This is a genomic window from uncultured Aquimarina sp. (assembly GCF_947492405.1).
Lineage (GTDB): Bacteria > Bacteroidota > Bacteroidia > Flavobacteriales > Flavobacteriaceae > Aquimarina.
Genome location: NZ_CANLMP010000005.1, coordinates 69953 through 91037, shown reverse-complemented (window position 1 = coordinate 91037; position 21085 = coordinate 69953). Strand labels below are relative to the sequence as shown.

Genomic DNA, 21085 nt, shown 5'->3' with positions numbered 1-21085 from the left:
TTTTAATAAATCAAAAACGTAAACTCACAATAGTTATGAAAACTAAAAAACAATTATTATTATATCTACTGCTTTGTGTCTTATTTGTAAGCACTGCTTTAGCGCAATCAGAAGTACGGGTACTATCCCCAAGAAATGATATTCCAAAATCTACGGTTTATAAAGTATTTGTGTCAACTAGTGAAAACGGAAACTACAAAGAAGCTCATGTGCACCACACTTTTTCGAATAATGATTTACCGGGATATACGGGGCTTAGGTCAATGAAAGGGTATAAAATGGGATACAGCAATTTTGAGTTCAGAGGTGGTTCGGTTTGGATTAAGATCGTAAAGATTAATACTGATATACCTAACTTAGAAGTAAGACCTTCCAAAAAAAGGGCAATCGTAAAATACCTAACGGAAGAGGGAAATCGTGTGGCTAAGATAAAAATTCAAGCGCCTACTACTGCTTATAGAAAAACAGCATATTTATCTGTTGTACCTCTGTCAGCAGGCAAGCCACAATTAGATAATGCATTAGGAATATTTGCTAATCCATATGTTATTGAACCTATAAGTAATTTGGTAAACGTACAACCAGGATCAGTTATACCAAAAGCAATAGATTTAAGAGCAGGTCAAACTGTGGTATTTAAACCTGGAGTTCATAATATTGGTACTAATTACCCCGCAAAAAGTGGGGTGAACTATTACTTTTCTAATGGAGCCTTTGTTAAAGGAACATTTAAAAAAAATGAGACTTATGATAATATTAAAATTTATGGACTAGGAATCATTGCGGGAGGTCATCTACCAAGGTTTAAAAATAGTATTAAGCAAGAGCAAAGCGTTCTTCGATGGAGTGATTGTAATAACATAAAAGTTGAAGATATTACAATAGAAGACCCTTCTCATCATTCGATTACATTAGGCGATGGTAAAAGTATTATGAATGAAGTACGAAGGGTAAAAATGCTTACCTGGAGAGCTAATGGAGATGGTATCCATGTATCTGGTAAAGCCCTAGTCCAAGATTGTTTTGCCAGAACCCAAGATGATGGCTATTATGTAGCTTCTTTTATGACAGATGTTTTAATTGAACGAGTAAGTGCGTGGAATGATGGTAATGGATCTAATTTTGTTTTTACTTATGCAGGTGGTGGTGGAAATTGTGTGGCAAGAGATTGTGATATTTTATATCATAGAGGTAATCCTGGAAATACTGCTGGAGGTAACGTTATTGACCTTCAAGGATTACTGCCTACAGCTGTAATTGAAAACGTTTTGTTAGAAGATTTTAGAGTTGAGGATACGGGTTTAAATAAAAGGCTATTTGATTTTAAAATGCAACCTAATAATGGAGGTAATGGTCAGCCTTTAACGACTGCAAAGTTTAGAAATATCACCTTCAAGAATTGGACAGTTGCTGCCAATGGTGGTATGCAAAGCAGGTTAAAAGGATATAGTAATACTATATTTCCAGAAAATATTACTTTCGATTGTGTTACTATAGCAGGAGAAGAATTGAAAAACTTTAATGGATGGGGAACAGAAAATCTGAAATTAAGTGAGATTAAGTTTATCGGGTGTGATAATCAAACTGGAGAAGATGATTTATCCTCCATTACTGCCTCTACCAATTTACAAAGTGGTCAATCGTATGAGGTCAAACTGGATTATATAGCTTCAGAGGATCGTAATATTGGTATTAGATTACAAGATGATAAAGTTACTCCAGTAGTAAATTATGGGCTAACAACAATAGCTGTTACGGAAGGATCTTCTACAGCTACGGCTACTGTAACTGTGGATAGTAGTATTCCTCAAAATGTAGGTGAGTTACGTTGGTTTGCCTTTATGGTTCCTAAAGGCGGTACCTGGGATGACCGTTTGGATACAATCGAACAAACGGGAGTAACAGTAGCCGCAGATAACCCTGATGGAGATACTGATAACATCACATCGAATTATTGGCGTTTGGAAAATAAAGCCACTGGTCAGTGGGTGCAACCTAAGGATTGTGCAAGCGCTTCAGGAACTCGTTTAATTATAGTTCCGACTGCAAATACTGGTGATTGTACTATGTTCCAATTTCAGGAAACTGTCAATGATCATTATTTTATTATCAATAAAGCAACCAATGGTAGATTAAAGTTTCAAAGTGATTCTGATCTGGCAGATGATAGTATACCAGTGATATTAGTAGGGAGTGAATTTACAGGTCCTCATCCTCAATGGCAACTAATTGATGCTGGTGATGGATATTATAGAATACAAAATAGAGTTACTGGTAACTGGATACGATCACAAGCTTGTGTTGCAGATGAGAATACGTTAATCACACAAGTTTCTAAAGCATTTACAGGTGATTGCACTAAATGGAAATTAGTTAATGCAGGAACTATCACTAATAACGAGTCGGATATTTCTAGAGTAGATAACAGCTATAAAAATGCCAGTATAACTGTGTATCCTAATCCGGCAAATGATCAAATTAAATTACGATTTCAAACCTCATTAGAAAAAATACACAGTATGCGCATTTATGATTTACAAGGTAGAGTTGTCAAGAAAATCATCGGAAATGAATTAGAAACTAATAGCAATGATATTATGATTAATACCGATACCATTACTGAAGGATTGTATATCCTATCTGTGGATTATAATAAAAAAGAAACGCAAAGTATTCAATTTGTGATAAAGCATTAATAGGTTTAATGATTATAAAAAGAATATATAAACGTAGAGGTTTTAAAGGGTTGTATTTTGAACAAAACGCAACCCTTATTATATCTAGGTTTGATAAGTTTTAGAATAATCAATTCTATATTATTACTAAGAAGTTCGATAAGATGAAGGAATTTAAAATTATCCAAGAAAGACGAAAAACCCTTTAAGTTTAAGTGAAACAAAAAGGGTATTTAGTCAATAACTGAATTTTTTCTATTTTGTTTTTACAACTGTAGCTTTGGGATAGTTATTCTTTATCTTCTTATATTTATCTGTACCTCCAGTCACACGCTCACCAGTCTCAATGTAATGTTTAAGACCTACCAGCGTTCCAGACATTTGTTTCTTAAATCCTCCCTTCGCAATCATACCTAGAAAAGCAGGTTTTGTTCTAAACTGAAACTCGTATGATGCAGTAGAAGTACCATCTCCATTATCTTTTACTCTGTAAAAAGCTTGAGAATTGTCAAAGTTTAATGGAAGTTTTGCTCCATCAAAAACTACATTACGCATTACCATATTTTCTGCATCGATATCGGCAATTCTTTCATGCGACCATTGTGTACCTTTTTCATTGAAGTTACATTTACGTTTTGCACCTATTTCTCCTTTAAGAGAACCATTTGTATATTCTGAAGTGTAGATGTAAGGTGAGAAATTTGAAATTTCACCATAGTCTAATACCATCGCTTTCCAAACTCGTTCTGCTGGTGCATCTATCTTTAACTGTACTTTTACGGTACGAAATTTCTTTTCCATACTTTGTGCCGTAGCCATTGTGCTAACTAAAACTAACATAGCTACTGTTAACACTGATTTTATTGTAACTTTCATTTTTATTTATTTTTAATATTTATATGCCCTCGCGAAGGAATAGTTGTTTTGTTTTTATTAGTAACTAAATGCTGATTTCCCCAAGAATTTTCTGTATAATCCTATTTGTCCAAATTCGTAACCTAAGTGATGCATCTGGAAGGCGAATAAGCCTCTCATTGTCTGCTCTTCGATAGGTAGAGGAAAAGGAGCTTTGGTGTTTAATAGTTCTTCATTCATTTTTCCTAAAGCTTCAGATATTTTAGGTGATAATGCGTCCCAATCTTTAATCATCTTACTTAGCGATGGGTATTTTGCTTTTGCATCAAATGGCTTTCCAAAACCAAATTGCTCAGCATAAGGATTCTCAGTGGTCTGACCAGTAAGCATTGCCATATTGTATTGTAAGTCTAAAGTGTGACCTACAATCCAAACAAGGCTGTTAGCATTATTTACTCTCTTATTTGCTTCAGCATCTGATATATCTAACAGATTTTTTGAAAACGTATTTGCGTGTAAATCATATTGTAACTTTAGCGTTTTTGCATCCAAACCTTTAGATACTTCTACAATAACTTCTTTCTCTATTGTTTTTACTTCTTGCTCTGTGCAAGAAATTGTAGTTATTACTATTAAGGCAATAACGATTCCTTTTGTGAAAAGATTTTTCATTGGGTTAGTTTTTTGGTTATGCAGCTTTTTTGCCTTTTTTCTTAAAATATTTCACATCCGATTTGATTTTAACCTCCGATGGTTTTCCTGTTTCTAAATAGTATTTTAGATCTTCTAAAGTTTGATAAATATCCTTACGCATCTTTGGCTTAATCATCCATCCCATTAACAATCCCGGAATGGTAGCGAGAGTTACATCTAAATCCATTGTAACGTCAGATGTGTTTATACTTGTTGCCTTTACATTCCAGTTTGCTGTTGCCGCTTTCATAATGAAAGGTGTGTCATCTAAGTGGTATTGCAATTCCATTTTATCAGCATCTGCGTGATCTATAATTTCGCTTACATCACCAAAAACAGTAGAACAAGTACGTCCTTCATAATCGCTTCCAACGACATCACGCTTCTTAGATTCGTTTACAGTGCTTGCCCAATGACAAGCATCTCCATAATTTGTGTATAGCACTTCCCAGACTCTACTGGCCGGTGCATTTACTTGAAGGGTTTTGTTAATTTTCATCTTTTAAATTATTTATACGCTTTCACACTTCGACTTCGCTCAATATGAACTATAGTGCACTATTCATAGTATTCAGCGCAATTGTTTACAATTAGATTCAGAAATCATAATCGTGTGACAACTTCGCATAAAAAAACCTGAACAGTAGTTCAGGTTTTTTTAAACAACTTGGGAGTTTGTCGGGAAAGTATAGTGTGTTAAGGAATTCTTTCTATTGTAATCTCTTTGAACTTAGAATGCTTCATCTAAGAACTGTACAACGGCATTGATGTATTCAGTTGGTGCTTCTTCCTGAATATAAAAACCAGTGTCCGGAATAATTGTTATTCTATTCTCTGGTACGGAAAATTGTTCTTCAAATCTTGCTGCTACGGCATTTACATCAAAGAAAGTATCATCTTCTCCCCATATAATTGCAACGGGTTTATTAAAGTTCTGAAACAATAAATCTGTGCTTTCGGGATCGGCTAAAATGATACCAATGGTCTCAAAAAAATCAATATATGCCTGAGCGGTTCCAGCATTATTAACAGGTAGGGTATATGCTTCAAGAAGTTCCTCAGTAATAAGTGCATCGTTTGTAAGACCTATTTCTAAAAACTCATTAGTGGTAAATTCTGCAAATTCAAAATCTGCTAATTGCGACCAGACCTCTTGTGCGGTAGCCTGTCCAGAAAAAACCAATCCATTGGTAGGGCTAGGGGTAGCACCTTCTAGCCAAGCGGAAGCATCTGCAATGACAAGTCCATTTATTTGGGCTGTACTTTGTTTCATCATCTCTGTTGCAATGAATCCTCCAATGCCGTGCATCCCCAATACAAAATCATCAATACCCAGAGCATCAGTAAAAGCATAGACTCGATTAGCTTGAGCAGTAAGCGTGTAGAGCCCTGCAGTTTCGGGTTTATCACCTTGTCCGAATCCCAAATAATCCACAGCTATAACTCTATAACCGCTTTGATTTGCAATTTGTTGGACTACATTTCTATAAAGAAATGAAGATGTAGGGATACTGTGAATAAGAAGTAATACTTCACCATCAGCTGGACCATAATCTAAATATGCCATTGTATTTCCAGATACATCTATAAAATTTAGGTTAGCGAGATGTTGCGCTATTAACTGATTGTCGGTGTCTTCGTTTAGCGTGTTATCATCGTCATCACTACAAGCGATTATGGCGAAAGCACTAAAAAGTAGTATAAATAACCTCAATGTAATTTTTATTTCGTTTTTCATTGTTTACATTTTATAATTTACATCAATTTTGATATGATTGTATTATAAGGGATAAGTTTGAGCACAAGTGAAATCATTAATTTATTTCAATTACCACTTTGCCTTTTTGATTGTTTTCTTCTAAATATAGATATGCTTCCGTTGCTTGTTCCATAGTGAAAACCTTATCTATTACTGGCCAATAGTGCTTATTTTTTAATCCATCTAGTATTTCTAAACTAGCTTCTTTAAATACCTCAGGTTTTCTAAACAAATGGAAAACCACGTGAAAACTGGTCAATTTTAAATTTTTCATTACAAGAGGGAAAAATGGAATTTCGGGCACTTCCATAGATAAAAGACCTCCAGCAATAATCGTTGCTTCTGGTGCTGCTGCATCTGCTAGTTTAGCTGTAAAATCACCAAGAACTAAATCAATGGCAATATCAAAGCCTTTATTATTTGTGAATTCTAAGATTTCATGGGTCAAGTTTTCAGTATTTGTATGAATAATGAAATCAGCACCGTTCTCTTTTAGAAAGGAGTCCTTGTTGTAGTTTCTTGAAGTCGCGATTACGGTTGCCCCAAATCTTTTTGCCATTTGTATAGTAGCAGCACCTATAGCACTACTTGCCGCCGTAACGACTACAATTTGCTTTTTATTTTTTTCTAGACCACCATTTAATACCAATGCACAGTATGCAGTAGACAGCGCCATCCAGACTGATGCCGCTTCATTAAATGTGATTTCTTTTGGTTTTGGCACTATCGCTTCTTTAGGTGCAATTATATATTTTCCCAATACGCCATACTCATTAGGTAAAATATTAGGGGTAATGCAAACTTCATCACCGATATTTATGCCAGTAACATTAGCTCCTATATTATGAATAATACCAGCTCCTTCAGTTCCTATTTTAGAAGGAAATTCCGGTGCAATTACATATACCCCGTTCACGAACATATGCTCTGAACGGTTAAGACCAGCAGCTTTCATTTGTACTATAACTTCATCCTTTTCTGGAATCGGTATTTCTTCATTGATATGTTCTAAAGCACTTGGGCCATTTGCTTTATTAAATTTTATAATAATATTCATACATAATAGATTAATACAAAAAGAGGATGCTTAAAACCATCCTCTTTTTAGATAATTACTTTGCTGCTGCTGCCATATTACTTGTCCACTCTTCAATGCTACTGTCCATAAAGCCTATGAATTGTTCCTTGGTCATTTTAGGGTTTTCCATGAAAGCCTCAAAATTTGACCACCATACAATCATACTCTTGTTATAGCCAAGGTCAACCACTTTAAAGTTGTTAATCATGTTTTTTGTTGGAGTCCCTTCTACGATGGCATAAGAGTAACTACGTTTGTCATCATCGAAGGCAATAATATTTTCTTTGAAGAATCCAGATTTGTCTGGGGTGTAGCACACGCGTATGGCACCTGCTTGGTTTCCTCCTTCAAGTGTTAAACTACCTATTAATGAGGAGTGTTCTGCAACAGCTTCAAGGTCGCGTACGACTTTCCAAACAGCATCTGCACTTTTGTTTACGATTTTAGTTTTTACTAGCCTGGCATCTGGGTTTTGCGCATTCAATTGATTGAAACCGAATACCATCACTAATATTACTAACAGGTTTAAAATGTTTACGTTTTTCATCTTGTTATTTATTAAATTATTATTGCTATGTTTTTGCTTTCGCGAAAGCGTCATTTTTTGATTGAATTATTGGTTGTTATACAACTGTGTTTTGAATGATTTCTAATTCATTAATACATTTGGGGTTTTTTAAATCATTCCAATAGAACCATTGTAATTTTTCTTTATCACGTAGTCCTTTTTCAGTACAAGAGACATAAATTCCACATCTAATTATGTAAAGGAATGCCCTATTTGTGGTCTTACCTATTAGCCCATTGTATTCGTCATATAAGCGTTCAGCGTTCTGATATCTTAGGTCTTTGATGGAATGGATTCCAATACGCCAAAGCATACTCGCAACGGTATTGCCAACACGTGGTAGTGTTTTTAACTCTTGTATACCAGCATCGCGATTTACACCCATTAACTTACTTTTTTTAGTTCTTGTCTGGTTATTTTTTTTCCATTTTTAAGGTAATGCTCCAAACCTTTTAAGAAGTTTTCCGTGCCTTCCGCCATTTTGGGTTTTATCATAATAGGGTTCATGATCTTACCCATTAGCCCTTTGGTCTCGTACTTGAATGTGAAGGATACATTGGTTTGATTTCCAAGTTCAGTTAAAGCTATTGTCGCTCCCATATTTTTAATTGGTGGCAATTTTGCTCCATCATATATATCGATAACCATTTTTTCATTGGGGACATATTCTGTAATACGCTCTTCAAAAGAACCAAAAGGAGTCAAATCGCAATGTCGTTGAGCACCTTTACCAGTAGGCAATTCTAAAGAAGTAGAATGTGAGCTTGTTAAACCAGGATTCCATAAATGAATATTCTCAAAATCATCAAGAACCGCCCAGATTTCTTCTTTTGAAAAAGGCATAGTACGTGTTACTGTTATATTTATCATTTTCAGATGTATTTAAGAGCACCGACTATAAATACATAGCCGATGCTAAATTTGTTTAAGCATTAGCAAAGTCAGCAAGACTAGCAGCTGCCATTTGGTAAATACCTTCGATATTTTGCTTTATTTCTGAGAAAGCCGGAGCATTCTCTTCTGAAATTTCAAAATCCACATCCCAATGCATATTGGTAATATTACCGTTTTCTTTAAGTGTAATCGTACCCTGAATATCACTTATAGGCATAAAATCTTGTTTGTCTATAGTGTATTTAAAAACTTTATTTTGGTTATCTGCCTGAATAGTTTCATATAAAGTAGCTCCTTCTGGTGTTGTGCATACACGTTTATCACCTTCTACGGAACAGGTTTCAACAATAGGCATCCATTTGTCCATATGTGTTCCTGGTCCTACTTTTGCCCATACTTTATCTAATGGAGCATTTACTTCATTTACTGTTTGAATTGTTTTTTTCATTTTTAAAAATTTTAATCATTATTAATTATATAGATCGGTCTGTCTAATTGATAAACAAAAAATATATTACTATCTACCACCCTAAATAGGAAGGGGGCTTTATATTTTTAAGTCTTAAATAAACAACCATTTGACCCCTATGATGCGATAAATGATTGTCCATTATATTTGCTATTTGATATCTAGTAGATTTTCCATACCATACATCTTCTATTTCTTGTAGCTTGTTTTCATCCATAGTCTCAATTTTCTCAAGAAAAGTATCAAAAAAAACTACAAGTGCTTCTTTTATTGATTCTTTAGATGTCATTTTTACTTTAGGAAACTCTAAGCCCGTTACAAAACGACTATGTGTGCGTAGCCAAGTTGTAATATGACTTAATTGTGATTTGTATGATTTCATTTCATCAGATGGCTTAAAATCATAGTCATCTTCCGGCATTGCTTCTACAAACTTTAATGTATAGCGTTTGTTGCCTTTCCATTTTTTTATGAGTTCTACTTTTTTCATACAACTTACACTGCTAACATTAATTTGAGTTGACCTTGAAATGCTGTAAGTGGTTCGTGATGTAACCCTGATTTCATTAATACTAAAGCTCCATTGTACATAGAAAGCACGGTGATTGCTAATGCTCTTGCCTCTTCATTTTTTGAAATGGTACCATCTTGCTGACCTTCTTTTATACAAGGTTCAAAAACATTTAAGAAACTCTCAAAATTTCGATTACAAGCTTCGGTAAATGCCGAGTTAATCTGACCAAGTTCTTGAGTCATACCTATTAATAAGCAACCCCATTTATAATTTTCTTTTTTATAGCCTTCAACAAATTCATCAAACATATTGATCAGCCGTTGTTTTGGATTAAGCTTTTTATCATTTAAAAGTTGTTTCATATAATCAGTAGACCATACACCATAAAAATCTAATACTTGTATACCGAAATCATCCTTGTCCTTAAAGAAATTATAGAAAGAGCCTCTAGAAATTCCTGCTTCTTTAATAATTTCATTTGTTCCTGTATTATGATATCCATTAAGACGAAAAAGCTCCATTCCTTTTCTTAAAATGTCTTCTTTGTTATGTTTGATGTTCATAATTTAATCAATTAGACTGATCTATCTAATTGCAAATATAGATATATTTGTAGGATACACAAATAATTTTTAAAATAATCTAATAATTCAGGTATGCGTTTATTCCTAAGAAAGTCTCGTATATCGTGAGAATGACTACCATGAAATATAACTAGGTACTTTTAGTCCTTTCATACGCAAGTACACAATAGCTTGAGCTCTGTGATGGGTGCAATGATTAAAAACGATATTCATAATTTTTCGGCGACTCATTCTTCCTGCCCAGAATGAAGTAGTTTCTTCAAAATAGGGGGGATCCTTAGCTTCAACAACATCACTCAATACATTGTACTGTTTCTTTAAATAAGCGATAATAGCATCCTTATCATTTGTATTATTAGGTTGTTGTATAGTCTGAAAATCAAAAGCAGAATTGCCTATATATGCCATTCCTTCCCCAATGTGCACAAGTTGTTCTCCGAAAGAGCGAACATCTGCCATAGGTTTGTAACTGTAGTGTTCTTTGGGCATTTTTTTTGCCACATCAATGGTGTACTCAAGGCTGTTTTTCCATTTTTTAAGAAACTCTTTTTTAAACGTACTTTGTTGTGCAGTCATAGGCATCCAAGAAGTAAATAATAATGTTAGTATAGCTGAAGTTTGTTTGATTAAATTCATTAATTCAGTTTCATTAAGTTTTTGATATGGTCATCATTCACAATATCTTCTAGAAATGTTTTCTTATCAAAATCTTTCTTGTAAGGTAGTTGCCCATAAAGTTCAGAATACTTCTCGTCAATAATTTCCATCATATCATCTGTATCACCCTTTATTTCATTTTTAAATTTCGAAAACTCATCACGATTAAAAAGCAAGTTCTTACTATCAATCACTTTATTGTTTAAAGCAAAAGTTACTTTTTTATGGCAACGACAAGGATTTGCTTTATTAACAAGGCCACACTTTTCATTCATAAAATTAAAGATGTCCTTACGTGCTCTCGATAGACGTTGTCTAAAATTATCCTTTGAGATTTCTAGAATTTCTGAACCCATATTATGGTCAGCATTAAACATTTCACCTAAAATATAAACAAGTCGTTGCTCTCTTGTAAGACAAAGTAGCATACCACTCATACAACTGTAATTCATTTCTTTGATGAATTCTTTATTTTCTTTTTGCTCTAATTCTGTAAGTGGATGGTCTGGTGTCATATCCAGTCCTTGTGCCATTTTATCAAAGCTTTCAAATATAGATTCATTTGGTCGCCTTTTTGACATTAAAAAGTGATTAGCCACAATACGGTATGCCCAAGTTCTAAAAGAACTTTTTCCTTTAAATTGAGCTAGGTTAGTTATAATTTTTATAGTTGCTTCCTGAGTAAGGTCTTCAGCGTCAGAAGGATGACGTACCATTTTCCAAGCAATATTGTAAATGTACGGTTGATGTTTTAGAATAAGGTTTTCTAAAGCTTTTTTATCACCGTTTTGTGCTTCTGTTACCAACTGATCATCAGTTTTATCGCTCGTATATTCTTTTAAAAAAGGGTTGTCCATAATTGTATTCTTTTTACTTGGATGCATTGCTTTATGATGTGTGACAACTTTGATTGATTATTTTTTATAATTTCTTTTTTTAAATAAAATTTTCGCATAAATCGATATGCTGAATTCAATTCATTTAAAATAACCTAATTATTATGAACGCAAAACATAATAGTCCTTAAAAATGATCTTTTCTACTAATAGTATTAATTTATATATATTCTTACCAATAATGTTTCAGGAATCACTTTTTTTACCGCATATGGGTGTATTGCAGAATAGAGTTGACAAGTTACTAAGTCATCTTGAATTTGCGGTAAAAGCAATACTTTTTCACCGGATGGAAATGGTGTTGGGAGAATTCATTTAAAATATCTACACTCGAAGTCGTCACACATAATCTTTGATTGAATCTAAGTAGTATAATCTTAAAAAATTAAACAGATGAAACGATTAAAAAATGTAATGGTTCTCGTGATAGCCATATTTGGATTTAGCCAAATAAAGGCACAGAACCCAGATGCAAAGATTACGAACACACTTGTAGTAGAGCAGTCGGCAGATGACGTTTGGGCAGAATTGAGAAAGCTTGATAATATTGACGAGCTTTCGAGCCAAGTAGCTAGTGTAAAGTTTACCGGCCCCAAAGGAGTTGGCGGGTCCAGAGTTTGCACCTCTCCAGATGGTAAGGGAAAGTTTAAAGAAAACATTCTTGCCTTTGATGATGCAAACCGAAGTTATACCTATCAAGTAGTCGAAGGGATTCCTGCAACAGGTGTGGTAAGTAATTTTAAAGTAGTAGATTTAGGATACAAAAAGTCTATGATCGTTTGGACTTCTACTTATGAGAAGTTCATGAAAAATCCTCAAATGAGCGAAGAACAGTTTAATGGGTTTCTAAATATGGCATCTAATGAGATGATAGCTAATGTCGCAAAAATGGCATCGAAGTAATTCAATTCAATTTGTAATTCAATAAAGGTCATATCAGTTTTGGTATGATCTTTATTGTTTATCCTGAAGATTTGTAAAAGTTATTGCGTAACATCTTATGGTAAAACTCAGGATATTTTTTTTGCAAAAATCACATTCTGCGAAAATTGAATTTCTTCATCAATAATCTTTAAGTCATTGAGGTACTTATCTTTAAGTTTAGCAATTTCTACTTTGTATTGATTTAATATGTTATTGATTACATCTGTAATTATTATACAGCTCTATACATTGATTTTTTATTTAGTTAATCTCTTTACGACTTCTTCCCAATTTATAATTTCGAAAAACGCATTTATATAGTCTTTTCTCTTGTTTTGATACTTCAAATAGTAGGCGTGTTCCCAGACGTCAATAACCAAAAGAGGAACAGTATTCCAAATAGTTTGATTTTGGTGTTTTTCAGCTTGTAAAACAACAAGTCTATTCCTTAAAGTTTCGTAGGCTAAAATTCCCCAACCAGAACCTTCAACCTTTGCTGTACTAGCTACAAAATGGTTTTTGAATTGTTCAAAACCACCAAAATCCTTATCAATCATTCTGGACAGTCTATTGGATGGTTTGCTGTTATTGGGCGACATATTTTCCCAGAAAAGAGAATGTAGAATATGACCAGAACCGTGAAATGCCAGTTCTCGTTCCCAATGTTTGACCAGTACAAAATCATTTGTAGTTTTTGCTTCCTTCAGTTTGGTTAATGCATTATTAAGTCCATTAACGTACCCTTAATGGTGTTTGCTATGGTGTAAACGCATAGTTTGTTCGTCAATGTAAGGTTCTAAAGCATTGTAAGCATAAGGTAATTTTGGCAGTTTGTAATCACCATTCTCAAGATAATTGGTCTCAAATGTACTGGCCCAACTAGAAGTTGTTGCCAATCCTAAACCACCAATAGCCATCGTTTTTAAAAAGTCTCTCTTTTCCATAAAATCATTTTAAGAGAAATATCAATAAAAGAAATTGGAAAAGAGTGCATTAAATTCGGATAGTGTGGTACTATTTGAAAATATACTGCAATCCTATGGATACTTGAAGGTTGTTCAAATAGGCAGGATAATAATATGCCGGACTTTGGGGTGGTGCTGCAGCGTTCAATGCAAAAAATGAATTGTATACTTCATCGAAAATGTTATTCCATAAGACTTGACTTTTGAGTGTGAAATTTTCAGCTAATTGAAACTGATGCCTAAGTTGAAGGTCAAAAGTGGAAAACGAATCAGCAAAGACTGTGTTTCCGTCATTTAGCGGAATATCACCCACGTATTTATATTGGCTAGATAGATTGATTCTGTAGGGGAACTTAATCGCGAGGCCAACGTTAACTTCCTGTTCTGGCGCACCTGTAATTCTATTGCCATCAAAGCTATCGCCATTCTCTATAATATAATCTTGAAATTCATAATTGTAGAATCCAGAACTGGTATTAAAGACTGCTTGTCGCAAAAAACCGTTTGGACTCTCATACAAAAGATATGAGGCTGTTAGCTCAATACCGCTCTTTATAGTTTCCGAAGCGTTGCGTGTTACTGTGGTATTATCTGATAGCGTTAGGTTTACAAGCTCATCATTGCCCTTATAATGAAAAACACTGATATCATAGTTTAGTTTATGGTCTAAAGCAAAGCCCTTAATATCTAATTGGTAGTTAGTGCCAATTTCTGGCTCTAATTTGGTGTTAATTTGACCGTTTTGTAATCTTGTTTCTTGCGCTGATGGTGGCGAGAATCCCGTACTTACGCTACCGTGTATGGCAAGATGAGAGGATGGAAAATAAGACAAGGCGATACGTGGACTAAAATTAGTATCAAAATCTAAGTTATCTTCTGTAGCGTTGTTCAGTAAATTAATGGTACTAAAATTTACAAAATTTAAACTGGCGCCTGCCTGTAATTTCCATTTTTTGCTTAGTTGTGAATCCATTTGAAAGAAGACATTAGTTTGTCTAGAATTTTCTTTTATGTCTAAAATTTGATTCCCCAATGTGCCATTTTGATTTGCGTATCGCACATTTCTCAATTCACTTTGCTGGTACTCTAAACCTGCCCTTAAAATTGTAGGCATCTCTTCAAAAATTTCTGGCGACTCAAAGTGGCTTCGAACACCGTAGTTTCTATTTTCGGCAAACATTAAGAATGGCGGTAACACAAAGTCAAAATCGCCTGCTGCTAAGAAGACGGTAGTTTTATTTCTAAAAGCGTCCCATATAGAAAAATCGTAGGTCAAACCCAATCGTAGTTGTTTTTGGTCTCGACCAGCATTGTTTGCTGCAAATGCTGGATTTGCTGCTTCTCGGTCATTTGCTAGACTTTCCAACGTTAATGGTCCAGCCAAGTCAGAATCTTGGTCTTTATAAAGTAATAACCACGAGAGCTTGTTTACGTCGTTTTTACTTTGTGAATATCCGTTAAGTAACAATGAGCGAGATTTGTCTTCAGAATGTTCTCTGTAACCATCTGTATTGACCTGGTTATACACTAATCCTATCCCAGTATTACCCTTGGATACGGTAGCTTTTACCAATTGATTGTAAAGGTTGTAACTACCTATAGTAGATTGTAACTCAACCGTTGTATTTTTTATTTTTGGACTGTTAAGTAATACAACACCTGCAGTACCCGAACCATAGAGACTAGAACCTGGTCCTTTTATAATCTCGGCACTTTGAAGCATTGCGGGCTGTATACCACCGAGCCAAGTAAAACCGGAAGCCTCAGTTAGGGGCACTTCATCAAAATATACCTTAACATTCCGTAACCCAAAACCTGCACGGTACCCAGTACTTCTAATAGATATTCTTGTGTTACTCGCATCTTGAGCCTCTACTCGTACCCCTGCAATAGTATTGAAGGCATCTTCCAGACCATATACTGAAGCCTGCTTTAAATTCTTCGCCGATACTACACCTACCGCTGCGGGAACGTTTATTAATTCTTCATTGCTATTATAGGCTCTCAATTGTACTTCGCTTAATTGATGAGCTGACGGATGTAGATAAAACTTTTGAGTACTCTGAAAATCCTTTGCAGTCAGCTTTCGCGAAAGCGTAGTAAAGCTCAAATGACTGATGTTAATGGTGGTATTTTCACTTGTTACTTGAAGTTGGAAACCACCATTAACATCAGTAGTTGTGCCATTTGTAGAATTCTTTTCAATGATATTTACATCAAAAAGAGGTTCATTTGTATCGATATTATAAACAATACCTTCGATTGTTTGGGCATTGGTCATTAAGGAAATTAAAATGGTAAATAATAGCAGAAGTAGGTTTTTCATAAAGTGTGTTTTTCAACGTATGGCACTAAATAATTTTGTAACCAATGGAATTAATAAATAAACCATCATCGGAACGAGAATAATGGTAAGTAGAAAGGTTTTTAGCATTAACGGCATACTTTCCAAATAATCTTCAAAAAGCCAAGAGATTAATGTTATGGTCGGGTAAATAGCAACCCAAATGATAAGACTTCGCTTCCATTTGGGTTGCTCTTTTTGTAAAGAAGATTCCACTTTAATCATCCGTTGATTGACGTTCGATATTGTTGACATAATTTGTAATCGTTTTAATAGTTATTAGTCCAACTATTTCATAAAGTGCATCTTTAAAAAAGTCATTTTCTTTACCTATTTCCAGCACTTCCTGTGAGATGTAGCCCTGATTTTCAAGTATGTTATTTGTAATAAGTACTAGTACATCCAATCTTTGATGACCACTTTTATTAGCTTTAAAAAAGTGGTTTATTTCACTTTTGGAATAGCGATACACGTCTTCCAATTGCGCTTTGTGTGCTCGTATACAGGGCGCACAATTATTAAATGTTGAAGCTGTAAGGAATACTACTTGCTTTTCATCTGGTTTGAGCACATCACTACTACCCATAATGTCGCTCAATGCGAAGTAGGATTTTGCCAGATAAGGATTTGCAAACATATACTCGACCATCCTTGACGGCTTCCCGAATTTCTCTATCGATAGGGCAATGAGTTCTTTTTGGGTAGGTCTTTCAATTTTCTTCATCATAAACTAGTATTACTCAAAAAAGTCCTGCATAGCCTCTAGAGTTGCTTGTGTTTGCTCTTCTACAACGAAATGACCTGTATTGGGTAAAATAATACCAGTAATCAAACCATCATTTATGACGTCTAATTTGAATTTATTTATTCTAAACATTTTAAGGGGAATTAAGGGTTGTTATTTATTGTTTTAATTGCTTTTGTTACACATTCAATAGCTAAGGTAAAAGCTGGCATACCACCTGTAATAGCAGCGGTTTCACAAACGCCATAAAGTTCTTTAACAGTTGCACCAGCTTTTAATGCACCTACTGCGTGTAATTGAGCAGGGTATATTTCTCTAGCACCAATTAATAGTGCAAAATGAACGAGCTGTTGGTACTTTGCCTCTAGAGGGTTTTCTTCAATGAGAACTTTCCTATAATTTTCTATAGCCTCTAAGGATTCTGGATGACCTGCCATTTCAGCAAGTTGATACCGATGCTGAATTTTTTCTGGCACGTATCCAAATAGACTCTTGTATCTTTCTTTGACAGATGCATCCATTATCCAATAAGATTTGAAGTTGTTTCATATTCTAAGTACTCTATCGGCATATGGCCCATTTGACGCATCAATTGGTCAATTTGGCCTTTATGATATCCGTGATGGGAATATAGCATCCATAAAAAGCCCATTACAGTAAATTGCTGACCTACAAAATTAAATCTGGTATTCAATTGGGTTTCATCAAAGGTTCTAACGGTTTCGATACCCAGCTTGGAAGTTTTTTCCAATAGATGTAGCAACGTCTCGGGTTCATTCACATCTTTTACGATTTCAGCATTTTTAGGAATGGGAATGGTGTCACCTTCATTTACTTCGCTCAATTCAACAAACCAATGAGATTCTGCTACTATCAAATGCTTTACTAATGTTGTAATGTTTATCTTATTTACCCTAGACCCCATAAACATCACTTCATTGTCAATAGGGATTTCGCTGTATTGTGACTCAGTTACGGGTTCGAGCATTTTTATAGTCTGTGCTACCTGATGCTGATACATTGAGGTAAATCGATTTAATTCTGTAGTATTCATATTCACTTTATTTTGAGGGTGACAAATTCATTTAATGCTTCGATAAAGTCTTTTAAAGACAGCATTCCACTATGTCGCCATATAATGTTGTTTTCCTTTACTAATACAAATGATGGAAAGCTTTTAAGATTTAAAGCCTTTGCATAATCGGGTGACTCGTCTGCACTGATTTTTACAATATCTATTTTACCTTTCATTCGCTTTTTAAGAGCGAGCATAGTAGGTTTCATCATTTTACACGGTAGGCAGTGCTCTGATATAAAATCATAAAGCACCAAATGTTCTTTCTCTGTATACATAATCTTACTTCTTAGCCATTACCAAATAGTTTTCTGGTAAACTGGTACTATCAATTTTGATGACCTTGAAATTTGCTGTTTCAAGCTCGTTTAAGGTTTCTTTTATTGAGGATACCCTAAATTTTAATGGTGGGCCATTAGGGGTTTCTTTTTGTAAAAAGTTTACAATAACGATTTCACCATTCTCTTTTAACCCTGCTCTTATTTGGTTTAAATAATCAACGCGGTTATCTATCATATGATAGGTGTTGACTACCAATAAACCATCTATTTCACCTTTTTCAAGTTTAGGATTGTCATAAGGAATCAATCGTCCTGCTAACAGCTTCTTTGATATTTTTAGCGAGTCTCTTTTGTTCATTAAATAATCAAGAAACCTAGGGTCTGGGTCTGCAGCGATGACCTTGGCACCCCTATCTATCATTTTCATCGTAAAATACCCGGTACCACTGCCTAAATCATAAATGGTTTTACCTTTCAAATCCCCAAAATGGTCAATGATGTAATAAGGTTTTTGCCAATCATCTCTTTTGGTATCTTCCATTCTTGTTATCATTTCATTAAAAGGGTGTACATACGTTTGCAACGTATCGGTATCATATTCATAATAGGTGATGCGTTTAAAATCTGTTGATTTTTCTTGACAACTCGGAGCAAGAATAAAGAGGAATATATAGGGCACTAATCTCATTTTGCTGTAATAATATATTGTTTGGGCAACAGTGATTCTTCTAGTTCAATCGTTGTGTAGCCTGCTTTTTTCAATTCTTCTATAACACGCTTAGCACTCATCCTTGTATTGAATGGTGGACCTGAGATATTCTTGTCTTTTTTGTAATCAACGACAACTAGCTTTCCGTCTTTCTTTAAACCTTTTTTGAGCGTATTGAAATAGGAAATCCTGTTTTCAATATGATGATAGGTGTTTACGATTATTACGATATCCACTTCATTATTTGAAAGACCAGGACTGTCAAATGGAATTTTGCGTGTTTCCAATCGCTGTTCTGGAATCTTGAGAGATGCTCTTTTGTTTTTGATATGTTCTTGAAACTCATCATTAACATCTGCTGCGATAACAAAAGCACCAGCGTCTGCAAACTTGAATGAGAAATAACCAGAACCGGCACCTATATCCATTATCTGCTTGTCTTTTAAATCACCTAAATGTGCTATAACAGCATCTGGCTTTTGCCATTCATCACGACTTTCATCATCAAAGTTTTTGATGAGTTCAGCCACAGGTGTTTTATGCATATGTTCATTGGCTTTATGCCCAACTTCACTTTCGTTATGCGGGTCTTTTTCTTGTGATTTACAGCTAGTAATTGTGACTAATAAAACAAGTACTAATAGGCTTTGGCGAAAGCGATTTCTAAATTGTATTCTCATTGTTTTTCATTTTTTTATTAATAAAATAGGTTATTGCGCCTATAGAAAGTATTCCTGCACCAATGAGATATTCCATAGGTTGCTCAATACTTAGGTAAATAATAATCCAGGCACTTATGAGTAGAAATATAATTTGAGGTATAGGATATAAAGGTGTCTTAAAAGCATCCTGATTATCATACTTTCTTCTCATAATAAAAACACCAATAACACTTAGAGTTACGAACACTTGTAGAAGAATTCCACTATACACTAAGATAATTTCAAAAGTTCCCGTGAGTATTAATAGAATAGTTACCCCTAATTGTATCCAAAGTGCGTTTACAGGAATCTTGTTTTTGCTTGTTTTTCCTAAAAACTTCCAAAGCTTATAATCTTCCCCAATGGTTTTTGATACCCTTGAGCCTACCCAGACCATTGCGCTAATACTACTAATTAGCATTAAGGCTATAAATGTGCTAAGTAGTGTGCCGCCCAATTCACCATACAATTGTGTAGCTGCAACTTGACCTACTTCTACTTTTCCAGAAAGTAAATGCAAGGGAGCACTTTTCAGGAATACTATTTGCAGAAGTATGTATAATACGCTCACTACCAAAGTTCCTACCAGTAGTGCTTTAGGTAAATTTTTGCGAACGTTTCTTATCTCATCCACAATGTAGGCACTCGCATTCCAGCCACTATAACTGTATGATACATATATGAGACTTACTGCAAATGCGGTAGATTGCACTTCTGAAGTCCAAGAATTTGAAAAATCAAGCGCGTTTGGGGTTTCTGAAATGGACAAGCCTATTATGATAAACCCAACAATGAGAGCGACTTTGAAAAAAGTGGCGATGTCTTGAAACTTACTACTCTGTTTAATACTAAATAAGTGTACAATAGTTACTATGATGACGACTGAAACTGCAATAACAGATTCACTTATTGGTATATAAACGGATGTGTATTTTCCTAATGCGATAGCTGCTAAAGCAATGGGCGCTGCAAATCCAACAGTAAGAGATACCCAACCGGATAAATATCCAACGAACGGATGGTACAATTCACTTAAAAAATGATATTCGCCACCAGAACGTTTCAATAATGTTCCCAATTCAGAATAGGATAGCGCGCCACATAATGCCATAATGGCGCCTAAAGACCAAAGTAAAATGATACTATACGTATTGGTTGTATTTACGAGCTGGAATCCCAAACTGGTAAATACACCTGTACCAATCATATTTGCTATGACGAGTGATGCGGCGGTGAGCCATCCTATTTTATTTAGGGACGAAGACAATGAACTATGCTTTTTTAGTGGATGTTGATTTTGATGATTCTCTTAACCCTAAAGGAGACTTTGTAAAGATTAACTTATAGTAATCCCAGTACCAGTAAACCAAAAATCCATTAAGCAATAGCATAATAGCAGCCATTGGGATATTTACAGGTTCTAAAAAGATGTGGAATAAGAAAATATTCAAAGTAATTGGTGTAAGGATAAATAAGGCAAGTGTTGGATAAAATCTAAAGATTAAAGCCAGACCACACAGTAATTCAAGTGTTCTAAGAAATGGCCAAAAATATCCTGTTGCAGTAATTCCAGACATATAGTCTAAGGCTGCACCTGCCATTTCTGGGTGTGGAATAAAGCCTACAAAATGATTTAGTCCGAAGACTGCAAAAACTAGCCCTAATAGGACTCTTGAGATGGTTGCTGCTATTTTCATAA

General features: G+C 34.7%; 27 protein-coding genes and 1 pseudogene. 2 read left to right on the top strand and 26 right to left on the bottom strand.

Annotated features, from left to right (window positions below; all coding sequences use genetic code 11):
- The first annotated feature begins 35 nt into the window (after positions 1-35).
- A complete protein-coding gene (locus tag Q0829_RS18070; RefSeq protein WP_298545797.1) occupies positions 36-2696 on the top strand; it encodes a T9SS type A sorting domain-containing protein in 2661 nt (886 codons plus the stop codon).
- A 234-nt stretch (positions 2697-2930) separates the two neighbouring features.
- On the opposite strand, the gene Q0829_RS18065 is transcribed toward Q0829_RS18070, so the two are convergent.
- From Q0829_RS18065 to Q0829_RS18005, 13 genes are all read right to left on the bottom strand, one after another.
- Positions 2931-3551: an SRPBCC family protein gene (locus Q0829_RS18065; protein ID WP_298545796.1), complete on the bottom strand. Its 621-nt coding sequence runs from the start codon at positions 3549-3551 to the stop codon at positions 2931-2933.
- Between the two features lie 57 nt (positions 3552-3608).
- On the bottom strand, positions 3609-4202 hold the full coding sequence (locus tag Q0829_RS18060; protein ID WP_298545795.1) for a DinB family protein: 594 nt from the start codon (positions 4200-4202) through the stop codon (positions 3609-3611).
- A gap of 16 nt (positions 4203-4218) precedes the next feature.
- Entirely contained in the window at positions 4219-4722 is a 504-nt protein-coding gene (locus Q0829_RS18055; protein ID WP_298545794.1) for an SRPBCC family protein, read from the bottom strand.
- Positions 4723-4953: 231 nt separating this feature from the next.
- Positions 4954-5961, bottom strand: coding sequence for an alpha/beta hydrolase (locus tag Q0829_RS18050; protein WP_298545793.1), 1008 nt, complete (start codon positions 5959-5961; stop codon positions 4954-4956).
- A 76-nt stretch (positions 5962-6037) separates the two neighbouring features.
- Positions 6038-7039 (bottom strand): zinc-dependent alcohol dehydrogenase family protein, encoded by a 1002-nt coding sequence (locus Q0829_RS18045; RefSeq protein WP_298545792.1) that lies wholly within the window; start codon positions 7037-7039, stop codon positions 6038-6040.
- Between the two features lie 55 nt (positions 7040-7094).
- Positions 7095-7661: an SRPBCC family protein gene (locus tag Q0829_RS18040; RefSeq protein WP_298545791.1), complete on the bottom strand. Its 567-nt coding sequence runs from the start codon at positions 7659-7661 to the stop codon at positions 7095-7097.
- Between the two features lie 22 nt (positions 7662-7683).
- On the bottom strand, positions 7684-8013 hold the full coding sequence (locus tag Q0829_RS18035) for a helix-hairpin-helix domain-containing protein (RefSeq protein ID WP_298545790.1): 330 nt from the start codon (positions 8011-8013) through the stop codon (positions 7684-7686).
- Positions 8013-8498 carry an SRPBCC family protein gene (locus Q0829_RS18030; protein WP_298545788.1) on the bottom strand — a complete coding sequence of 162 codons (486 nt, stop codon included), beginning with the start codon at positions 8496-8498 and terminating at the stop codon, positions 8013-8015. Before Q0829_RS18030 ends, Q0829_RS18035 begins: the two co-directional genes overlap by 1 nt.
- 55 nt (positions 8499-8553) lie before the next feature.
- Positions 8554-8970, bottom strand: a complete 417-nt coding sequence (locus Q0829_RS18025; protein WP_298545786.1) for an SRPBCC family protein — start codon at positions 8968-8970, stop codon at positions 8554-8556.
- A 73-nt stretch (positions 8971-9043) separates the two neighbouring features.
- Positions 9044-9481 (bottom strand): DinB family protein, encoded by a 438-nt coding sequence (locus Q0829_RS18020; protein ID WP_298545785.1) that lies wholly within the window; start codon positions 9479-9481, stop codon positions 9044-9046.
- 5 nt (positions 9482-9486) lie between these two features.
- Complete coding sequence (locus Q0829_RS18015) at positions 9487-10068, bottom strand: TetR/AcrR family transcriptional regulator (protein WP_298545783.1); 582 nt, start codon at positions 10066-10068, stop codon at positions 9487-9489.
- A 135-nt stretch (positions 10069-10203) separates the two neighbouring features.
- A complete protein-coding gene (locus Q0829_RS18010) occupies positions 10204-10725 on the bottom strand; it encodes a DinB family protein (protein WP_298545782.1) in 522 nt (173 codons plus the stop codon).
- Positions 10725-11630: an RNA polymerase sigma factor gene (locus tag Q0829_RS18005; protein WP_298545781.1), complete on the bottom strand. Its 906-nt coding sequence runs from the start codon at positions 11628-11630 to the stop codon at positions 10725-10727. Before Q0829_RS18005 ends, Q0829_RS18010 begins: the two co-directional genes overlap by 1 nt.
- 405 nt (positions 11631-12035) lie before the next feature.
- Between Q0829_RS18005 and Q0829_RS18000 the strand changes: the two genes are divergently transcribed.
- Entirely contained in the window at positions 12036-12545 is a 510-nt protein-coding gene (locus Q0829_RS18000; protein WP_298545779.1) for an SRPBCC family protein, read from the top strand.
- 278 nt (positions 12546-12823) lie between these two features.
- Here the strand turns inward: Q0829_RS18000 and Q0829_RS17995 are convergent, their stop codons facing one another.
- The 13 genes and pseudogenes from Q0829_RS17995 to Q0829_RS17935 form a co-directional block, all read right to left on the bottom strand.
- A complete protein-coding gene (locus Q0829_RS17995) occupies positions 12824-13165 on the bottom strand; it encodes a superoxide dismutase (RefSeq protein ID WP_298546191.1) in 342 nt (113 codons plus the stop codon).
- Between the two features lie 6 nt (positions 13166-13171).
- Positions 13172-13483 (bottom strand): annotated as a pseudogene (locus tag Q0829_RS17990) (superoxide dismutase); the annotation flags it as partial.
- Positions 13484-13580: 97 nt separating this feature from the next.
- Entirely contained in the window at positions 13581-15857 is a 2277-nt protein-coding gene (locus Q0829_RS17985; protein ID WP_298545777.1) for a TonB-dependent receptor, read from the bottom strand.
- A gap of 12 nt (positions 15858-15869) precedes the next feature.
- A complete protein-coding gene (locus Q0829_RS17980; protein ID WP_298545776.1) occupies positions 15870-16100 on the bottom strand; it encodes a hypothetical protein in 231 nt (76 codons plus the stop codon).
- Positions 16093-16524 (bottom strand): hypothetical protein, encoded by a 432-nt coding sequence (locus Q0829_RS17975; protein WP_298545774.1) that lies wholly within the window; start codon positions 16522-16524, stop codon positions 16093-16095. Before Q0829_RS17975 ends, Q0829_RS17980 begins: the two co-directional genes overlap by 8 nt.
- 87 nt (positions 16525-16611) lie before the next feature.
- Positions 16612-16752 carry a hypothetical protein gene (locus Q0829_RS17970; protein ID WP_298545773.1) on the bottom strand — a complete coding sequence of 47 codons (141 nt, stop codon included), beginning with the start codon at positions 16750-16752 and terminating at the stop codon, positions 16612-16614.
- Between the two features lie 11 nt (positions 16753-16763).
- Positions 16764-17141, bottom strand: coding sequence for a carboxymuconolactone decarboxylase family protein (locus tag Q0829_RS17965; RefSeq protein WP_298545771.1), 378 nt, complete (start codon positions 17139-17141; stop codon positions 16764-16766).
- Positions 17141-17674 (bottom strand): DinB family protein, encoded by a 534-nt coding sequence (locus tag Q0829_RS17960; protein ID WP_298545770.1) that lies wholly within the window; start codon positions 17672-17674, stop codon positions 17141-17143. The genes Q0829_RS17965 and Q0829_RS17960 overlap by 1 nt, the downstream gene beginning before the upstream one ends.
- A 2-nt stretch (positions 17675-17676) precedes the next feature.
- Positions 17677-17973, bottom strand: coding sequence for a thioredoxin family protein (locus tag Q0829_RS17955; protein ID WP_298545769.1), 297 nt, complete (start codon positions 17971-17973; stop codon positions 17677-17679).
- Between the two features lie 4 nt (positions 17974-17977).
- Positions 17978-18655: a class I SAM-dependent methyltransferase gene (locus Q0829_RS17950; RefSeq protein WP_298545767.1), complete on the bottom strand. Its 678-nt coding sequence runs from the start codon at positions 18653-18655 to the stop codon at positions 17978-17980.
- A 5-nt stretch (positions 18656-18660) separates the two neighbouring features.
- A complete protein-coding gene (locus Q0829_RS17945; RefSeq protein ID WP_298545766.1) occupies positions 18661-19365 on the bottom strand; it encodes a DUF1698 domain-containing protein in 705 nt (234 codons plus the stop codon).
- Positions 19349-20653: an amino acid permease gene (locus tag Q0829_RS17940; RefSeq protein WP_298545764.1), complete on the bottom strand. Its 1305-nt coding sequence runs from the start codon at positions 20651-20653 to the stop codon at positions 19349-19351. The genes Q0829_RS17945 and Q0829_RS17940 overlap by 17 nt, the downstream gene beginning before the upstream one ends.
- Positions 20654-20657: 4 nt before the next feature.
- Positions 20658-21083: a DoxX family protein gene (locus Q0829_RS17935; protein ID WP_298545762.1), complete on the bottom strand. Its 426-nt coding sequence runs from the start codon at positions 21081-21083 to the stop codon at positions 20658-20660.
- Positions 21084-21085: the final 2 nt, after the last annotated feature.

Excerpts from the sequence above, each read along its gene's own strand:
- Q0829_RS18070 (WP_298545797.1), top strand. The coding sequence starts at position 36 with ATGAAAACTAAAAAACAATTATTATTATATCTACTGCTTTGTGTCTTA.
- Q0829_RS18065 (WP_298545796.1), bottom strand. The coding sequence starts at position 3,551 with ATGAAAGTTACAATAAAATCAGTGTTAACAGTAGCTATGTTAGTTTTA.
- Q0829_RS18060 (WP_298545795.1), bottom strand. The coding sequence starts at position 4,202 with ATGAAAAATCTTTTCACAAAAGGAATCGTTATTGCCTTAATAGTAATA.
- Q0829_RS18055 (WP_298545794.1), bottom strand. The coding sequence starts at position 4,722 with ATGAAAATTAACAAAACCCTTCAAGTAAATGCACCGGCCAGTAGAGTC.
- Q0829_RS18050 (WP_298545793.1), bottom strand. The coding sequence starts at position 5,961 with ATGAAAAACGAAATAAAAATTACATTGAGGTTATTTATACTACTTTTT.
- Q0829_RS18045 (WP_298545792.1), bottom strand. The coding sequence starts at position 7,039 with ATGAATATTATTATAAAATTTAATAAAGCAAATGGCCCAAGTGCTTTA.
- Q0829_RS18040 (WP_298545791.1), bottom strand. The coding sequence starts at position 7,661 with ATGACGCTTTCGCGAAAGCAAAAACATAGCAATAATAATTTAATAAAT.
- Q0829_RS18035 (WP_298545790.1), bottom strand. The coding sequence starts at position 8,013 with ATGGGTGTAAATCGCGATGCTGGTATACAAGAGTTAAAAACACTACCA.
- Q0829_RS18030 (WP_298545788.1), bottom strand. The coding sequence starts at position 8,498 with ATGATAAATATAACAGTAACACGTACTATGCCTTTTTCAAAAGAAGAA.
- Q0829_RS18025 (WP_298545786.1), bottom strand. The coding sequence starts at position 8,970 with ATGAAAAAAACAATTCAAACAGTAAATGAAGTAAATGCTCCATTAGAT.
- Q0829_RS18020 (WP_298545785.1), bottom strand. The coding sequence starts at position 9,481 with ATGAAAAAAGTAGAACTCATAAAAAAATGGAAAGGCAACAAACGCTAT.
- Q0829_RS18015 (WP_298545783.1), bottom strand. The coding sequence starts at position 10,068 with ATGAACATCAAACATAACAAAGAAGACATTTTAAGAAAAGGAATGGAG.
- Q0829_RS18010 (WP_298545782.1), bottom strand. The coding sequence starts at position 10,725 with ATGAATTTAATCAAACAAACTTCAGCTATACTAACATTATTATTTACT.
- Q0829_RS18005 (WP_298545781.1), bottom strand. The coding sequence starts at position 11,630 with ATGCATCCAAGTAAAAAGAATACAATTATGGACAACCCTTTTTTAAAA.
- Q0829_RS18000 (WP_298545779.1), top strand. The coding sequence starts at position 12,036 with ATGAAACGATTAAAAAATGTAATGGTTCTCGTGATAGCCATATTTGGA.
- Q0829_RS17995 (WP_298546191.1), bottom strand. The coding sequence starts at position 13,165 with ATGTCGCCCAATAACAGCAAACCATCCAATAGACTGTCCAGAATGATT.
- Q0829_RS17985 (WP_298545777.1), bottom strand. The coding sequence starts at position 15,857 with ATGAAAAACCTACTTCTGCTATTATTTACCATTTTAATTTCCTTAATG.
- Q0829_RS17980 (WP_298545776.1), bottom strand. The coding sequence starts at position 16,100 with ATGATTAAAGTGGAATCTTCTTTACAAAAAGAGCAACCCAAATGGAAG.
- Q0829_RS17975 (WP_298545774.1), bottom strand. The coding sequence starts at position 16,524 with ATGGTCGAGTATATGTTTGCAAATCCTTATCTGGCAAAATCCTACTTC.
- Q0829_RS17970 (WP_298545773.1), bottom strand. The coding sequence starts at position 16,752 with ATGTTTAGAATAAATAAATTCAAATTAGACGTCATAAATGATGGTTTG.
- Q0829_RS17965 (WP_298545771.1), bottom strand. The coding sequence starts at position 17,141 with ATGGATGCATCTGTCAAAGAAAGATACAAGAGTCTATTTGGATACGTG.
- Q0829_RS17960 (WP_298545770.1), bottom strand. The coding sequence starts at position 17,674 with ATGAATACTACAGAATTAAATCGATTTACCTCAATGTATCAGCATCAG.
- Q0829_RS17955 (WP_298545769.1), bottom strand. The coding sequence starts at position 17,973 with ATGTATACAGAGAAAGAACATTTGGTGCTTTATGATTTTATATCAGAG.
- Q0829_RS17945 (WP_298545766.1), bottom strand. The coding sequence starts at position 19,365 with ATGAGAATACAATTTAGAAATCGCTTTCGCCAAAGCCTATTAGTACTT.
- Q0829_RS17935 (WP_298545762.1), bottom strand. The coding sequence starts at position 21,083 with ATGAAAATAGCAGCAACCATCTCAAGAGTCCTATTAGGGCTAGTTTTT.